The organism is Bradyrhizobium sp. USDA 3256 (assembly GCF_054058275.1).
Genome location: NZ_JBSSAE010000002.1, coordinates 8,231,416 through 8,248,435, shown reverse-complemented (window position 1 = coordinate 8,248,435; position 17,020 = coordinate 8,231,416). Strand labels below are relative to the sequence as shown.

10 protein-coding genes, 1 tRNA gene and 2 pseudogenes are annotated in these 17,020 nt (G+C 64.8%); 3 read left to right on the top strand and 10 right to left on the bottom strand.

The features are described 5' to 3' along the window. Nucleotides 1-117 precede the first annotated feature (117 nt). The 8 genes and pseudogenes from ACVWY5_RS40805 to ACVWY5_RS40770 form a co-directional block, all read right to left on the bottom strand. Complete coding sequence (locus ACVWY5_RS40805; RefSeq protein ID WP_051376207.1) at nucleotides 118-2,979, bottom strand: hypothetical protein; 2,862 nt, start codon at nucleotides 2,977-2,979, stop codon at nucleotides 118-120. A 123-nt stretch (nucleotides 2,980-3,102) separates the two neighbouring features. Further along, nucleotides 3,103-3,717: a DsrE family protein gene (locus ACVWY5_RS40800; protein ID WP_028335221.1), complete on the bottom strand. Its 615-nt coding sequence runs from the start codon at nucleotides 3,715-3,717 to the stop codon at nucleotides 3,103-3,105. A gap of 37 nt (nucleotides 3,718-3,754) precedes the next feature. Further along, on the bottom strand, nucleotides 3,755-4,348 hold the full coding sequence (locus ACVWY5_RS40795) for a hypothetical protein (RefSeq protein ID WP_321176915.1): 594 nt from the start codon (nucleotides 4,346-4,348) through the stop codon (nucleotides 3,755-3,757). Between the two features lie 248 nt (nucleotides 4,349-4,596). Further along, nucleotides 4,597-5,262 (bottom strand): annotated as a pseudogene (locus tag ACVWY5_RS40790) (TAXI family TRAP transporter solute-binding subunit); the annotation flags it as partial. Between the two features lie 534 nt (nucleotides 5,263-5,796). Further along, nucleotides 5,797-5,886: transfer RNA gene (locus ACVWY5_RS40785), tRNA-Ser, on the bottom strand. 550 nt (nucleotides 5,887-6,436) lie between these two features. After that, a complete protein-coding gene (locus tag ACVWY5_RS40780; protein ID WP_028335219.1) occupies nucleotides 6,437-7,888 on the bottom strand; it encodes a trehalose-6-phosphate synthase in 1,452 nt (483 codons plus the stop codon). Nucleotides 7,889-8,090: 202 nt separating this feature from the next. After that, nucleotides 8,091-8,901, bottom strand: a pseudogene (otsB, locus tag ACVWY5_RS40775) (trehalose-phosphatase). A gap of 27 nt (nucleotides 8,902-8,928) precedes the next feature. After that, nucleotides 8,929-10,419 carry an MFS transporter gene (locus ACVWY5_RS40770; protein WP_028335217.1) on the bottom strand — a complete coding sequence of 497 codons (1,491 nt, stop codon included), beginning with the start codon at nucleotides 10,417-10,419 and terminating at the stop codon, nucleotides 8,929-8,931. Between the two features lie 184 nt (nucleotides 10,420-10,603). On the opposite strand from ACVWY5_RS40770, the gene ACVWY5_RS40765 reads away from it, so the two are divergent. Further along, nucleotides 10,604-10,972 carry a DUF3175 domain-containing protein gene (locus tag ACVWY5_RS40765; protein ID WP_080667126.1) on the top strand — a complete coding sequence of 123 codons (369 nt, stop codon included), beginning with the start codon at nucleotides 10,604-10,606 and terminating at the stop codon, nucleotides 10,970-10,972. A 177-nt stretch (nucleotides 10,973-11,149) separates the two neighbouring features. Here ACVWY5_RS40765 and ACVWY5_RS40760 read toward each other — a convergent pair whose 3' ends face one another. Continuing rightward, nucleotides 11,150-13,183: a methyl-accepting chemotaxis protein gene (locus ACVWY5_RS40760; RefSeq protein ID WP_028335215.1), complete on the bottom strand. Its 2,034-nt coding sequence runs from the start codon at nucleotides 13,181-13,183 to the stop codon at nucleotides 11,150-11,152. 463 nt (nucleotides 13,184-13,646) lie between these two features. On the opposite strand from ACVWY5_RS40760, the gene ACVWY5_RS40755 reads away from it, so the two are divergent. After that, nucleotides 13,647-14,819, top strand: coding sequence for an FIST N-terminal domain-containing protein (locus tag ACVWY5_RS40755; protein WP_028335214.1), 1,173 nt, complete (start codon nucleotides 13,647-13,649; stop codon nucleotides 14,817-14,819). Then, complete coding sequence (locus ACVWY5_RS40750) at nucleotides 14,816-16,189, top strand: ATP-binding protein (protein ID WP_028335213.1); 1,374 nt, start codon at nucleotides 14,816-14,818, stop codon at nucleotides 16,187-16,189. Before ACVWY5_RS40755 ends, ACVWY5_RS40750 begins: the two co-directional genes overlap by 4 nt. Here the strand turns inward: ACVWY5_RS40750 and ACVWY5_RS40745 are convergent. Beyond that, a complete protein-coding gene (locus ACVWY5_RS40745; protein WP_028335212.1) occupies nucleotides 16,184-16,930 on the bottom strand; it encodes a LuxR C-terminal-related transcriptional regulator in 747 nt (248 codons plus the stop codon). The genes ACVWY5_RS40750 and ACVWY5_RS40745 overlap by 6 nt on opposite strands. Nucleotides 16,931-17,020: the final 90 nt, after the last annotated feature.

Sequence of the window (17,020 nt, the reverse complement as noted above, 5' to 3'; positions counted from 1 at the left end):
CCCGTCGCCGGACGTTGCGGCCGGGCGGGGCGCCACTCGCGTGAGAGCGAAGCTCGTCGTGGTGGCGCCCGTCGTGAGGACGATTGAGATGAACTTGCCGGTGGATTGGCACATGCGCTATCGGCGCAGCGCTTCCAGACGCGATTTCGCCTCCTGGACTCCCGCGGCGTTGGCCTTGGCATAGAGGTCTTGTGCCCTGCGCTCGTCGCCGCGCGTGCCGTAAGTCCCCCACTTCGCAAGAATCAGGGGATCGTAGGTTTCTGCCAACGCGAAGCTCGCCTGGGCGCTGCCCATTTCCACGGCGCGCTCGAGTACAAGCCGCGCCGCGCCTATGTCGCCCTGACGCAGCAAGGAGCTCGCCCGCGCAACCAACCCTCCCGCTTCCGCAGCCTGCTCGGGAGCGGGTTGGGCAACCGCGCGAGCAGGCGCCGCTCGGGTCTGTTCGGCGGTCGGATTGGTGGCCACTTCGATGGACTTGTCCCGCGCGACCGCACCGGTCGTCAACGCCGCGCCGTTCGCCTTGCGATCCTCGGCCTCATACGCATGGATTGCGCTCCGCGACAAAGGGAGGTGCTGTGGCTGCACGTCGATCCTGGCGCGCAATTGCCTCAATTCGGCAGCGCTGGCTTCCGCCGCCTGCTTCTGCAGCAACACTTCCTCGTTTGCCTTTGCCGCCCGCACCGTCTGGGTCTCGCTATCGCGATGCGCTGCCGCCAGATCTTGCTCCAGCCGTGCGGACCGCTCACGCTCCTTTTGCAGGTCCGCCGCAGCGCTCTTTCCCGCCGCTTGCAGCCGGGACGTTTCTTTGCCCGCTTCGGTCACGAGCACGGCCTTGCTCTCGACATCACGTCGCGCCGCCGCAAGATCCTGCTCCAGCCGCGCGGACCGCTCACGCTCCTTTTGCAGGTCCGCCGCAGCACTCTTTCCCGCCGCTTGCAGCCGGGACGTTTCCTTGCCCGCTTCGGTCACCAGCACGGCCTTGCTCTCGACATCACGCCGCGCCGCCGCAAGATCCTGCTCCAGCCGGGCGGACCGCTCATGCTCCCTTTGCAGGTCGGCCGCACCGCTCTTTTCCACCACCTTCAGCCGGGATACTTCCTCGTCTGCTTTCGTCGCCAGCGCCGTCCTGGTCGCGACATCGCGTCGCGCTGCCGCAAGATCCTGCTCCAGCCGGTCAGCCCGCGCCGCTTGCAGTGAGTTCTGCAACTCTACCGCACCGCTTTCCCTTTCCCGCTTCAGTCGGGCGGTTTCCTCGCTCGCTTTCGCCGCCAGCGCGGTTTGCGTCTCGACATCGCGGCGGGCAGCCGCAAGATCCTGCTCCAGCCGCACCAGTCGCTCACGTTCGTCCGGTGTGGCTTTGTGAACCGAAGCTGCGCCGCTCTCGGCCGCCTGCCTGAGCTCCGCCGCTTCTTCACCGGCCTTGCGTGCCTGCGCCTCGAAGGCGTAGATCGTGCTTCGCGTCTGGGAAAGCTCCTGTGCCAGCGCGTCGGCCTTCGCGCGCGATTCCCGCAGTTCGGCGGCCCCGGCCTCCATCGTCCGCTTCTGCCGCAGGGCTTCATCGGCCGCCTTTGCCACCATCGCGGTCTGGGCCTCGACATCACGCCGCGCGACCGCGAGATCCTGCTCCAGCCTTGCGGACCGCTCTCGCTCCTTTTGCAGGGAGCCCTGCGACTCGGCCGCTCCGCTTTCGCTTTGCTGTTTCAGTCGGGAAACCTCCTCGCCTGCTTTGGTCGCCAGCGCGGCCTGGGTCTCGACGTTGCTGCGGGCAGCCGCAAGATCCCGCTCCAGCCGCGCGAACCGCTCACCTTCGTCGGGTGTGAATTTGCTGACCGAAGCCGTGCAGCTTGCAACCGCCTGCCTGAGCTCCGTCGCTTCGTCTCCGGATTTGCGGACTTGGGCTTCGTATGCATAGATCGAGCTCCGCGACAGCGAGAGGTCTTGTGCCAGCGCCTCGGCTCGTTCGCGCAATTGCCTGAGCTCGGCGGCTCCGACGTCCGCTGCCTGCTTCTGCCGCAGGGCTTCTTCCTTTGTCGTTGTCGCCAACGCCATCTGGGTCTCGACATCGCGCTGCGCTGCCGCCAAATCCCGCTCCAGCTGCGCGCTCCGCTCGCGCTCCCGTTGCAGCGACGACTGCAGCTCCATAGCGCCGCTCTCACGCATCCCCTTCAGCCGGGAAACCTCCTCGCCTGCCTTTGCCGCCAGCGCCGTCTGGGTCTCGACGTTGCGGCGCAACGCCTCGAGATCCTGCTCGAGCCGCGCGGACCGCTCGCGCTCCCGCTGTAGATCCGCCGCGCCGCCTTCCGCCGCTGCTTTCAGCCGAGACGCTTCCTCACCCGTTTTTGTCGCCAGCACGGTCTGGGATTCGAAATCACGCCGCGCTGCCGCCAGATCCCGCTCCAGGCGCTCCGCCCGCTCACGCGTCTCTTGCAGGGAGTTCAGCAACTCCGCGCCGCCCTGCGCGGCCTGCTTCTCTTGGACCGCCTTGTCCGTCAACGCGGCCTGGGCCTCGATATCGCGGCGCGCCGCCGCGAGACTCTGCTCCATCGACTCGGCCCGATAGCGCTCTTGCTCGAGGCGTTGCAGCAACTCGATGTCACGTCTTGCATTCGTCAGTTCGCAGGAGAGCGACTCCGCCCAGTTGTATTCCCGTTTCGAAGCCTGCCCCGTGTCGCTGACGCTCGCTTGGGCAACCTGCACCGGTCTGTCATTGCCGCCTCGACCCGGCGGCAAGGCTTCGAGAGCGCCGCTCCTTGCCGCTTCGATGAAACCGAGACTGCGGGCGGCCGCCGCATGCTGCGGTTGCGTCGACGGGCCCGCCGGGGCCGGGGACGCCCGTGTTTCCGGCGCGCACGCCATTGCGAGCAAGGCAGCGGTCGTCCACGACAGCGCGGACCGTCCCGCCTTGGGCAGCAGCCGGCACGACGAATCTGCGACGTCGCAGCGGGCAACTTCCTTGTCCTTGAGGATCACCGGGCCCATCTGCAATCACCTGCCGCGCGGCGACACGATCTGTTGAGGTACGGCATTATGCGCCGTACCGCAGCGCGAAGCCTACAGCCCGCATGGAGGACCCCACCCACCCCTTTCGGGTTAGGCCGCAGATCACGGCTTCACATAGGACCAGCCCTTCTCCTGCAGTTCCATCACGCGCACGACGCCTGACTTCACCACCTCCGCCTGGCGAACAATCGGGATGTCCTTGTTCTCGGCCTTGTGCATTTTTTCCTGGGTATTGCCGCAGGCCTTGAACGAGACCTCCGGCGTGCTCAGCGCCATTTCCTCAAGACGGGCTTTCACCGGCGAGGTGTCGTCGCGCAGCATGTGCAGGCCGGGTCCGAAGGTGACCACCTCGATCTTCACCTTCTCGCCGAGATCCTTGTAATACTGCGCAACGTTGATTGCGTTGTTGAGCGCGAGATTCATGGCTGCGGGATCGTTCGTGTTCACCTGCAGGATCAGGTTGTGCGACTTGGCGTTGGATGGAAGCCGGGCGTTGGCGTTGAGAGGAGACCGTTCCCTCTTGTGGGTCGTCGCCTTGCGCGAGACGTGAACCCTTTGGACCTTTTCTGAAACGTGCTGATAGTCCGCAGTGCGGTTCGTTGTTGTCGGTGTCCAATATCGTCCGCCGCCTTGCTCCGCCGCAGCGTATGAAGCGGCCAGGAGCGCCGTTGCGGCTCCGATGATGGTTACCTTCGCAATATGCTGAAACACGCGCATGGATACCTCTCCTGTTAAAGACACGTTATTCAAATCCCTAGCCGTTGGGTTTTGCGGTCGGTTGTGGCCACCTGCAGGCAGCGGTGATCTTCGCGCGCACCACATCCATCCCGCCCAACGGAAACACCGCATCCAGCGCCGGTCCGGTACGGGGTGCGAGGTGAATACTGAGACCTCCGCCGTCCGGAAGGGACTGCAGCAAGCGAATCACGTCGCCGCCGAACGCAACGCCGGTCCCGGACGCGGGCACGGCTGCCGCGACCTGCTGCGGCGGACCGTCGTTGATGCGGTAGGAAATCGCATATCCATCGCCGCGACCGGACACGCGGGATCCGGCGACGATCAGTTCGCTCCGCCCGCCATGGCAGCGAATCGAAAGCGTCATTCCGCTTTCGCCGGCACCGTCGCGCGATGACGTCGTGGCGGTGGCGACCGGTGAATAGTCGAGCGGTGAAGTCGTCAGGCTGACGACCCAGCTGTTACCCTGGTTTGCCTGGGGCAGCGGTGACGCCCGCGGTGTCTTTTCGGAGCACTCCGGCCGTTCGGAGCGTTCCTTGGCGGAGCAATCGCGGAGCTGGGCGATCTGGCGAAGTCCTGCCGCCGGCGCCGAAGCAATGCCGCTTGCGAGCAAGACACCAGCCACCGCGCAGGTCGCCGCGCGTCTCATTGCGATGGATTTGCGGCGGCGCGCGGCTCGCGATCGAGCCAGGCCTGCGCTGCGGGGAAGCGCGTCAGGCCGGGAACGGTTGCGGCGAGATTGATCGTCTTCCACTTTTGGTCGAAGCCCGGCTGCTGCAGCTTGTCGATCCGAGAGAACAGGTACTCCACGAAGCGCGCAAGGCGCTCATAGCGATTCGACTTTGTCGGAAAGTTGAAAGCCACCAGAGCGGTCGGCACCGCGATTGTCGTGACGCGCTCGCCCTGCTTGATGAGATTGGGATACTCCGTGGCCTCGAGCGAGGCGGGAAGATAAAAGTCTTCGAACCTCCTGTCATAGGGAACAGGCAGGAACTTGAACCCCGGCTCCCAGCGGCCGCGCACGAAAGCATCCACCGGCTTCGAGGTGATGAAGACGACCGCGGCCATCTCGCCCTTGCGCATCTGCTCGAGCGCGACCTGATGGGGAATGAAGGTTTTTTCCACATCGAGGCCAAGGCGGCTGAAGATCAGCGGCCCCGAATAGGCCGCCGCAGTACCCAGATTATTGAAGTTCACCTTCTTGCCGGCGAGATCGCTCAGGCTTTGGATCTCGGGACGAACGAAGATATGCAGTTCGGACGGAAACAGGTTCAACACGAAAGCCAGCCGTTGCTGGATATCGGGCACCTGGCTCCTGTATTCCTCGAGCACGTCGGAATTGATGATGGCGGCATCGATGCCGCGCAAATACAGCAGTGAGTTCACATTCTCCGTCGGGCCGCGCGTCACGACCGGCAACACATGCAGCTTGTCGCCATCGTCCACGACGCGGGCGATTTCGGCCGCAAGACGAATGGGCGCGCCCTCGAGCAGGCCCCCGGCGAGGCCGACCGTCCAGGCATTCATCGTCACCTGCGGCTTTTGCGGCGGTAGCTCACGTCGCAATTGGCGCGGTGCAGCAGGTTGCGCCTGTGCATCCACGGTGAACAGCGGAACGGTCGTAAGCAGCGGAATCAGCAGCCCCAGCATGCGCAACGGGTGCAATTCCCTTTTTGCGGTCTGTCCCATGGGATCTGCGCCCTCGCCGATCGGTCATTTTGTTGTAGTTTCATGCAGTTCATCGGCGCGCGCTATTTCTCCGCATGGGGGACCCTGCTACTCCTTCCGGATTATCCATTGTGCGTGTCCCCACGCCGCGGCAGCGAGGGATCGGCGTCTCGTACGGCTCGATCGCGGTCTGCAATTCGGCCGGCATCGGCAATGGCGTTTTGCCGCGTTGTTGTCGTTCTGCCGACGATCGGCGGCTTCGGTGCGGCAATTCCGCCCCGATCCAGTCTCATGAACGGCTTCTGTCGTTGCCCTGGCCATCGGCGTGCATTCAGCACAACTTGCGAACGCAAGCGGACGCAACCGTAGTTTGGCGTACAAGGATCGTGGAAATGGCGGAGAGAGTGGGATTCGAACCCACGGTACGGTTTCCCGCACACACGCTTTCCAAGCGTGCGCCTTAAGCCACTCGGCCATCTCTCCGGGAGGCCCTCTCTTGAAGGGCTGAGGCGGATTTTGCAAGGGAGCGCAGGCCGGGAGCGCGAAATTTCCACAACAGATTGAAAACATTGGGTAAATTGATAGCGATGGCAGCCGCGCGCCGCGGGCTTGCGCGCGGCCGTGCGCGCTTTTGGCCGGCCGCCGGTCAGGGACCGGCGCAAATCAACGAGTGCATCCGATCAACCCGCCGTTTCGTCATTCCGGGGGCCTGCCGCCGGCGAGAGCCGGGAATCTATTGGGGCGCCTCGCTCGTGGAAGAATGGAGTCCGGGTTTTCGCCTTCGGGAGCCCCGTCGCGAGCATGCGAGGTTATGACCACTGACCGCGCAACACACTCAGCGTCGTCCCTGCCTAATGCGCAATTGCGCACGAAAGCAGCGACCCATAACCACAAATGCCGATTGTTGTGCGATGCGGCTCCGACGAGTCCCGTTCACAACATCCACCGCGGAGTTTGGGTCCCTGCTTTCGCAGGGACGACAGAACGGCGGATGGGCGAACCAACGCACCCATCCTGCATCGTCATGCTCGCCTCAGTGATATCGCGCGGCAAAATCCGCCGTGCGGCGCGGCCACAGGGTTGGTGGCTCCGGCAGCGCCGCGTTTCCCGCATTGTGCGTATCCTGCAGCGCCTCGATGAAGTCGGCGAACCATTGCTGGATGGTGCCGCTGTTGAGCTTCTCCATCATCGCTTCCCAGCGCATCCGCCGCTCGGTCAGCGGCATCGCGAGCGCAGTCGCCAAGGTGCGCGCCATGCCGTCGATGTCGTGCGGATTGACCAGCAGCGCGGCGTCGAGCTCGTTCGCCGCGCCGGCGAATTTCGACAGCACCAGCACGCCGGGGTCCGCCGGGTTTTGCGCGGCGACATATTCCTTGGCGACGAGGTTCATGCCGTCCTGCAGCGGCGTCACGACGCCGACCTGCGCGGTGCGGTAAAGGCCTGCGAGCACGCCCTGGCCAAAGCCCTTGTTGAGGTAACGGATCGGCGTCCAGTCGACCTCGCCATGCACACCGTTGACGTCGGTGACGAGCTTCGCCACCTCGCTCTGCAGATTGCCGTAGGCTTCGATCGCGCCGCGCGAGGGCGTTGCGATCTGCAGCAGCGACACCGAACGTTTCAGGTTCGGATGCAGCGTCCACATCTTGTCGAACGCCTTGATGCGGTTGACGAGGCCCTTGGAGTAGTCGAGCCGGTCGACACCGATCGCGAGCTTCTCGCCGTTGAGGCTGCGCCGCAGCCGCGTCACGTCGGGATGCGTCATCGCCTTGGTCGCCTGCTGCGCGAACTTGCCGGGATCGATGCCGATCGGAAACACCGCGGCGCGGGTGCGGCCGAACGACGAATTGATCACGCCGTCACGCAGCTCGAAGTCGAGATCGTGCTGCACATAGCTCAGGAAGTTCTCGCAGTCCTCATCGGTCTGGAAGCCGATCAGGTCATAGGACAGCATCGCCTCGATCAGCTCGCGATGATTGGGCACGCCCGCGATCACCGCGCGCGCCGGCCATGGCGTGTGCAGGAAGAAGCCGATCGGCTGCGTGACGCCGAGATCGCGCAGCTCAGCGCCGAGTGCGAGGAAATGATAGTCCTGGACCCAGAACACGGAATCCGGCTTGCGGAAGCGCAGCAACGCGCGCGCCATGAACGCGTTCACTTCGCGATAGCTCGTGTAGTCCTCGCGAGACGCACGAATCAGATCGGCGCGCGAATGCATCGCGGGCCACAGCGCCGAATTGGCAAAGCCTTCGTAATAGCCGCCATAGTGCGCGGCCGGCAGATCGAGCATCGCCAAGGCGCCCGCCCCGAGCGCTTCGACCTCCGCGAAAGGTTCCTTCAGGTTCCCGTCGCGGACGCGTCCGCTGGAACCAACCCATATTGCCCCTGTCTTTTCCACCACCGGCAATAGTGCCGCAGCCAGCCCCCCCGTCATGGGTTCATTGGGTTTTCCGCGCGAGACGCGGTTCGATACGACGACGAGGTTCACCAGGTCCCCTCCTGTTGGTCAACTCGCGTATTAACAACCATTCATCAAGATGGTTCCTGATCAAGGAATCTCCCAATTGAAACCAAATTCTGGCGAACACGCACGGAACTCGCGGGAACTCGCGAAAAGAAAATTGCGCGCGAGGTTGACGCCACGACGCAAAAGCACCGTATTCGATTCGGCCGCGATGAATGCGTTTCGGTTAGGACAGGCTGACGTCCCTATCGACGTCCAGCAGATGCGCGAGGAATTCGCGCACATCGCTCGGTCCGTCGAAATGTCCGGCGACGCCGGTTGCGCGACGGCCGACGGAAAACGCGAGACCGTTGAAATCAGGCATGATCGCGAACACGGTCTCGTCGGTGACGTCGTCACCGATGAAGAACGGACGCCGTCCCTTGAACGGCTCATGCGTCATCAGCTCGAGCACGCCGGTCGCCTTGGTGAAGCCGGAATGCTTGATCTCGCAGACGCTCTTGCCCGGCAGCACCTCGATCGGCGCATTCGGCAGCTCGGCGCGGATCAGCGACACCGCTTCATAGATCGCCTTCTCCGCCTGCGGCGCCAGCCGATAGTGCAGCGCCAGCGAATAGCCCTTGTCCTCGAGCAGAATGCCGGGGCTGAGCTTTGCGATCGCGGCAAGACGGCGCTTCAATTCCTTGTCGAGCGGCGGGCGCGTGTGCGGCGACCGCCTCGCTATCCGGCTGCAGCCGCATCTCGGCGCCGTGGCCGCCGATCGCGGGAAACACTTCCGGCGCGAAGATCAGGTCGATGTCGTTGAGGGAGCGGCCGCTGACCAGCGCCAGCGCGCCGTGGCTGCGCTCATGCAGTCGCTTCAGCGTGGTCGACAGCTCCGGCGGCACCCAGACCTCGCGCGGCGTCGGTGCGAAATCGAGCAGGGTGCCGTCGATGTCAAGCAGCACCGCGGCCTGGCGGAGCGGCGGAATCAGCGACGCCGGCGTCGGCACGCTGTCCGTCTTGGCGTCAGGGGCGATGTCATCATCCATGGGCATTTCGGCCACGTCATGCTTCGTCATAGTCTACTCCACACATGCCAGTGGTCGCGCGACAGATTCGAGCGATTTCCGCTCGGCCGCGACGGCATAGCGCCATGCGACCGCTGCGGCGACCATCATGAGTGCCGACCCCAGCAGGTAGCCGGCAAAGACGCTGTTGCGCGATCCGGTGTCGATCAGCACGCCGAACAGCGCCGGTCCAATCACGCCGCCAATGCCGGTGCCGATCGCATAGAAGGCGGCGATCGCGAGCGCGCGGACCTCCAGCGGAAACGTCTCGCTGACGGTGAGATAGGCGGCGCTCGCGGCCGGCGAGGCAAAGAAGAAGATCACCATCCAGGCGATGGTCTGGGTCTGCGCGCTGAGCACGCCGATCGAGAACAGATAGCCGGACAGCGCCAGCAGCACGCCCGAGATGCCATAGGTCAGCGCGATCATGGTGCGCCGGCCGAGCGTATCGAACAGACGGCCGAGCAGCAGCGGCCCGAGGAAGTTGCCGGCGGCGAAGGGGAGAATGTACCAGCCGACATTGCTGGCGGCGACACCGAAGAAGTCGGTCAGGATCAATGCGAAGGTGAAGAAGATCGCATTGTAGAAGAACGCCTGCGCGGCCATCAGCGTAAGCCCGACCAGCGAGCGCTGCCGATAGGTGGAGAACAGCGTCACCGCGACCTCGCGCAGCGGCGTGTGATCGCGCATCCGGAGCCTGATCTTCTCGAAGTCTGCGCTCGACTGCTCGCGGCCGAGCACGGAGGTCTCGATATCGGCGACGATCTTGTGGGCGCGGTCGGGATAGCCGTGGATCATCAGCCAACGCGGGCTTTCCGGGATCCACATCCGCATCAACAGCACGACGAGGCCGAGCACCGCGCCGGTGAAATAGGCAATCCGCCAGCCGTGGTCCGGCGCAAGGAACGCGGGATCGAGCAGGATGATGGCGCTCAGCGCACCGATCGCCGCCCCGATCCAGAAGCTGCCGTTGATGACGAGATCGGTCCAGCCGCGATAGCGGGCCGGCACCAGTTCCTGGATGGTCGAGTTGATCGCGGTGTATTCACCGCCGATGCCGGCACCGGTGAGAAAGCGAAACAGCGCGTAGCTCGCGACATTCCACGACAGCGCGGTCGCGGCGGTCGCCGACAGATAAAGCGCGAGCGTGATGAAGAACAGCTTCTTGCGCCCGATCCGGTCGGTCAGCCAGCCGAAACCCAGCGCGCCGAGCACGGCGCCGGCGAGATACGCGCTGCTGGCAAGACCGACATCGGCGTTGGAGAAGCTCATCGTCGGGCTGTCCTTCAGCGCGCCCGACAACGCACCCGCGAGCGTCACTTCCAGCCCGTCGAGGATCCAGGTGATGCCGAGCGCCAGCACGACGCGGGTGTGAAAGCGGCTCCAGCTGAGATTGTCGAGCCGGACCGGAATCGAGGTCTCGATGATGCGGTCATCGTCCGGCGTGACCGGAGCCACGGCCTGTTGCGTCGTCGCGGAACTCAACTGTGTCGGCTGCACTGTCATCAGAATCAACCAATGAGAAAAACCCCGGAACGATCCGTTCCAAGGCTCACTCACCCGGAATTGCGGCAAACGGAGTGCCCGCCACGCGGTGTTAACGCCGCAGGCCGGCAAGGGTTCCCGCAATGCGGCATAGGAACCGCGATCGCAGCGAGCTGTTCTCGGCTTAAAAGACACGGAGGCATCGATGGCCGCACACAAGAAAGCAACGCGCAAGACGGCAAGGACATCACCGGCACGGTCCACGAGCACGACGCGTCGCAGGCGTGGCGCAAGCAAGAGGACGGCGAAGCGCTGGTCGCAGCGGGTGACAAAGGAGAGCGACGCGCTCGACCTCAAGCACGGCGTGTTCAAGCAGACCAGCGCGAAGAAGATCGCATCATCGCTGAAGCGATCCGCCGAGCACAGCGCGCGCCGCAAGAGCGGCGCCTACCGTTCCGCGCTCTCGATGCTGACCTTCTATATCAACCGCGCCGGCAAGACGCTGCCGAAGACCGAGCGGTCGCGCCTGGAGCGCGCCAAGGTCGAGTTGAAGCACCAGTTCGGACGGGATTAGCCGCATCATCTCGCCAACCAACAGCGTCGTCCCGGCGGAGGCCGGGACCCATACGCCGTGGCCATCGGAAAGGGCAAGCGGCCAGTGTCCGTACGCCAACGAACGGTGGTGGTTATGGGTCCCGGCCTGCGCCGGGACGACGATAATAGATCAGCAATTGGTAGACCCGCGCGGGCCTTACGCCGCGCGGATATTCGCCATGAAGCGGTCGAGCTCCTCGCGCAGCCGCGAGCTCTCGACCGACAGCGAGCGGGCCGAGTTCAGCACCTCTTCGGAGGCGGCTCCGGTCTCGGTGGCGCCGCGATTCACCTGGGTGACGCTGGACGCCGCTTCCTGTGTGCCCTGCGCGACGTTCTGCACGCTGCGCGCGATCTCCTGCGTTGCCGCGCTCTGCTGCTCGACCGAACTTGCGATGTTGGTCGCGATCCCGGAGATCTGGCCGATGGTGCCGCCGATCTCCTTGATCGCGGCGACCGATTCCTGCGTCGCCGCCTGCATGCCCGAGATGTGGGTGGAGATCTCGTCGGTGGCCCTGGCGGTCTGGCTCGCCAGCGACTTCACCTCGGCGGCGACCACCGCGAAGCCGCGGCCGGCATCGCCGGCGCGCGCGGCCTCGATGGTGGCGTTCAGCGCCAGCAGATTGGTCTGCTCGGCGATCGCGGTGATCAGCTTGACGACGTCGCCGATCTCCTGCGCAGCGCGCGAGAGCTTGCCGATCCGCGCGTCGGTCTGCTCGGCCTGACGCACGGCTGAATCGGCGATCTGGCTCGACTCCTTGGCGCGACGGCCGATCTCGTCGACAGACGCCGACAGTTCCTCAGTCGCGGAGGCGACCGATTGCATGTTGCTGGAGGCTTCCTCGGAGGCGCCGGCGACCTGGCTCGACAGGTTCTGCGTGGTCTCCGCCGTTCGGGTCAGCGTACCAGCCGCGGATTCGAGCTGCACGGCGGAGGCCGACACGTTGGAGACGATCGAGCCGACGGCAGATTCGAATTCGTCGGCAAAACGAATCAGCTCGTTGCGCCGCGCGGTCGCACTTGCCTTGTTCTGCGCCTCCTGGGTCGCGGCATCGCGTTCGGCCTTGGCGATCGCCTGGACCTTGAACTCCTCTACGGCGCCGGCCATCTCGCCGAGTTCGTCGCGGCGGCCGAGACCTGGCAGCACGACGTCGAAATTGCCTGCCGCGAGCTCGCGCATTGCCGCACACATCGCCGCGATCGGTCGCGAAATACCCTTGCCCAGCAGGAACGCCCAGACCAGCCCGAGCACGAAGCTGCCGGCGGCCAGCATCAGGATCAGCCGCTCGGTCTCGCCGATCATGGTGTGCGATTCGTTTTCAAGCCGCTTCTGATCGGCGAGCAGATCGGACTTCATCGCCGCCGCTCCCTGGCTGATGGCGGCCGCGGACTCCGTCATCTCGACGGTCAGTTCGTCGATCGACTTCGCATTCGCGATCAGCTTGGCGAGGGCCTCGCGGTACTCTTCGAGCAGCGCGGTGATGTCCTTCACGCTCTGGGTGATCCGCTCGTTATTCGAGGTGATCGCTTTCACCAGATTGTCGGCGAATTTCAGCCGGGCGAGCGCGCTCGAGGCGACCGTCTTGTCGCCGTTGACGACGAAGGTATTGACGGCCCCGGTGATCGACTGGAGCTGGTCGGCTACCTTCTTGGCGCCGAACTGGATCGACTGCAGCTCGGAATCATCGGCATTGCTCGGCAGGTCGTCGAGCTTGTAGCGCATCGAGGTTGCGCTGCGGGTCAGCTTGTTCTGCGCGGTCTGCGCGCTGTCATCCTTGATGCGGACGATCTCGGCGAATATCTTGGTGAAGGCGCGGAATTCGCGCTCCAGCTTGGTGATCTGCTCGAGCCGGGCCGGATTGGTGGTGCCCTTCATCGACGCCATGATGGCATCCTTCAGGCTGCCCTCGGCGGCGAGCGCGGCCTTGGCGTCGTCCTCCTTGCCGGTCGCGACGAAGTAGCGCGCCAGCGAACGGTAGGAGATCAATTCGCGATCGATGTTGCGGGCCAGATCGGCTTCCGCGACGCTCTGGCGATAGGAGCCGACGCCGGCGGAGACCCGCTCGAAGCCCATATAGGCAAAGCCCATGGTCGCTGCCGACAGCGCCAGCGTGACGGCAAAGCCGAGCATGATCTTGGCGCGAAATCTGAGGGTTGGGATCCTGATCGACAACGATCGCTTCAGCCCCGGCATTCCAACCCCCGTCTTCATTCTGAAAACCACGCGGGGTCCGGCGGCAACCCGCCCCAGACCCCGGAGCGCAAAACTAAGGCAGAATCGATAAGGCCCGGTAAATGGGCAGCGGCCGCCCGGCCCGGCGCGATACTACCTTGGTCGGGCTAGGCGGGTGGGTAAGGTGATTGACGCGGGGGTCCGGCCCGATAGTTTAGAACCGATCAAACCTGTCCCTGCCCGGGCCAGGAGAACACATCGGGAGGTGTCCCATGTCATCGCGTCGACCGGCGCCATTGGCGCTTGCGGCGAGCGTAGCTGCCGGCGCAGTAGCCCGGCCAATGGCATTTCCCCTCACGACCTGAAAGACACGGGCGAGCCGGAAAGCGAGCCATCGCGGCCTGGCCCGGATGCCCTCACGACCCGCGCGGGTTCAATCGGCCGCGCCAAGAAAAGCAAGAAATTCTGGTCAGGGAGAGCGCCTTTGGCGAAGGAGAACGGTAGCGCCGCCGACAGCATTGTCGTGGTGCAGGCAAAGACCGACGGGCCGCGGGAAGCAGCCGACGAGATCGCGCGCCAATTGGCGGCAGCTGATCTCGCGATGCTCGTGGTGTTCGTGTCGCCGGTCTATGAGCCGCAGACATTCATTGCCGAACTGTCCAGCCGCATGCCCGCCGTTCCGATCTTCGGCTGCACCACGGCAGGCGAATTGTCGCCCGGCGGTTGGGACGAGGACAGCGTCGTCGCGATGGGCTTCAACGCGGCCGATTTCGTCATCGCGGCCCGGCCGCTGTTCGACCTTTCGACATTTCGGGTCGACCACGGCCGCTCGATCTGCACCGAATTGCAGAACGAATTCGCGCAACGCACCGAGCATTGCGATCACACCCATGATTCCTTCGGGCTGCTCTTCATCGACGGCATGTGCCAGCGTGAGGAGACCATCATGTCGGCGATCTATGCGTCGCTCGGCGATATCCCGGTGGTCGGCGGCTCCGCCGGCGACGGCCTGCGCTTCGAGAAGTCCTGGGTGTTTCATGGCGGCGAGGCTTTTACCGATGCCGCCGTCCTGATCCTGATCCGGACCCGGCTGCCGTTCCGCCTGTTCAAGTGCGATCACTTCGAACCGACCTCGACCAAGATGGTGGTGACCGAAGCCGACATCGAGCACCGCGTCGTCAAGGAATTGAATGCCGAGCCGGCCGCGCTGGAATATTCCCGTGCCGTCGGCCTCAGCGACACCAAGCTCGAATTGTTCTCATTCGCCGCGCATCCTGTGCTGGTTCGTGTCGGCGGCGCCTACTACGCGCGGTCGATCCAGCGCACCAACCCGGACGGATCGCTGCAATTCTTCTGCGCCATCGACGAGGGCATGGTGCTGACGGTGGCGCGCGAGCGCGACCCGATCGATGTGACGAGCCGCCTGCTCAAGGAGCTGACCGAGGATCTCGGCGAGGTCTCGATGTTCATCGGCTTCGAATGCGTGCTGCGCCGGCTCGACGTCGAGCAGCGCCAGCTGTCGCGGGAGATGTCGGAGCTCTATCGCCGCAACAAAGTGATTGGCTTTCAGACCTATGGCGAGCAGTATCGCTCCATGCATGTCAACCAGACGCTGACCGGCATCGCCATCGGCAAGCGGGCACTCGCGCCGCAATGACGGATACCAAGACCACGCGAATTGCGGCGCTCGAACGCGAGGCCGAGAAGCTGCGCAAGATCAACGCGGCGCTGATGTCGCGCGTCGAGCGATCGACCGATCAGCAGCTCAACGCCTTCTCGCTGTTCGAGACCGCGATCGCGCTGGATCAGCAGGTGCGCGACCGCACCCAGCAGCTCAAGCAGGCGCTGCAATCACTGGAGAAAACCAATGGTCGCCTGCTGCAGGCCAAGCAGCAGGCCGAGGCGGCGAGCTCTTTGAAATCATCCGTGCTGGTGTCGGTGACGCACGATCTGTTGCAGCCGCTGAATGCGGCGCGGCTGACGCTGTCCGCGCTGACCGAGATGGCAACCGAGTCGAAGAGCGTCGCGCTGACCGATCAGATCGACCGTTCGCTGGCGACGCTCGAGGACATGCTGCGGACGCTGCTCGACATCTCCAAGCTCGATGCGGGCGTGCTCAGGCCCGAATTCGGACCGGTCGCGATCGCCTCGCTGTTCGAGCCGCTGGAGCAGGAATTTGTCGCGACCGCCGCCAAGCGCAATCTCGGCTTCCGGATCATGCCGTCGTCTGCGGTGGTTCGCTCCGATCCGCTGATGCTGCGTCGGATCCTGCAAAACCTTGTCGCCAATGCGCTGCGTTACACCCAGCGCGGCAGCGTGCTGATGGGATGCCGGACCAGGGGCGATGACATCTGCATCGAGGTGCACGACACCGGGCCGGGCATTCCGGAAGCGCAGCGCGAAGCCATCTTCGTCGAGTTTCAGCGCGGCGAGACCAGCGCCGGCGACAAGGCCGGCATCGGGCTAGGTCTTTCGATCGTGCGCCGGTTTGCCGACCTGCTCGGCCATGACATCAGGCTGAGCTCGCGCGCCGGCAAAGGCTCGGTGTTCTCGGTCACCGTGCCCCGCACCCAGGATCCGGTTGCGATCCCCGTGCGCGAGCAGGCCAGCGTCGACTACCGCTATGGCGGCATGGAGGGCGCCAAGATCCTGCTGATCGAGAACGACCTCTCGAGCGCCGAGGGGCTCGCCCATCTGCTGGAGAAATGGGGCTGCGACGTCGCGGTGACGATCTCCAAGACCGAGGCGCTCGAGCGCATCCACGCGCTGGACGGCATTCCCGACGCCATCATCGCCGATCTGCATCTCGACAATGGCGAAACCGGAATTCAGGCCGTCGATGTCATCCGCGGCGCGATCAACGCCAAGGTACCGGCGATCATCGTGACCGCCGACTACTCGGCCAAGGCTGCCTCCGACGTATCGGCCTTCGGCCATGAGCTGTTGAAGAAGCCGATCAAGCCCGCCGAGATGCGCTCGCTGCTGTCGTTCCTGCTGGCGGCGGAGCAGTCGGGTGTGCGGTTATGATTCCGCGCCATGCGACGACGGCGAGGCCGTCACCGGCGCGTGGTCGTGCTTGCCGAAGTCCAGCTTCGACAGTGCGATGATGGCCTCGGTCCGGCTGCGCACCCCGAGCTTGCGCAGGATCTCCGAGACATGCACCTTCACGGTGGTGACCGAGATATCGAGCTCATAGGCGATGTGCTTGTTCTGCAGGCCGCGGCAGATCATGTCGAGCACGCGAAGCTGCTGCGCGGTGAACTGGCCGAGCTGCTGCACCAGCTCGCGCGTCTCGGCCTGGGCCTTCCGCGCGGCGGCGGTATCGCGGAAGCGCGGTGGCAGGCACACCGCGCCTTCGAGGATGCCGCGCAACAGCCGCGCCAGCTCGAGCTTCGGCGTCGACTTCGGGATGTAGCCGGAAATGCCGAGCGAGATCGCGCCGCCGACGATCCGGGGATCGTCATGCGCCGACACGATCACGAGCGCGCTGCGCGGCGCGGCGGCGCGCACCCGGTAGGCGCCGAGCAGGCCCGTGGTCCCGGGCATCGACAGATCGAGCAGGATCAAATCCAGGCCGTCGCGCGCCGCGATCACATCCAGCGCACCGTCGATCGAGGTCGCCTGCAGCACCTCGGCATCGGGAAACTCGGCCCCGATCACGCCGATCAGGGCGGCACGGAACAGCGGGTGATCCTCGACGATCAGCAGTCGAGGCGTACCCGCCTTGCCGAGCGGCGGCTCGTCCGCCAAAGGCGCGGTCGTGGTCAATGCTGCGCCGCCCTCCCTCGGATGCTCATGACAGCCATTGTGTGCACGACGTTATCTCAAAGCCGGGTGGCAGCCTATAGGCGGGATTTC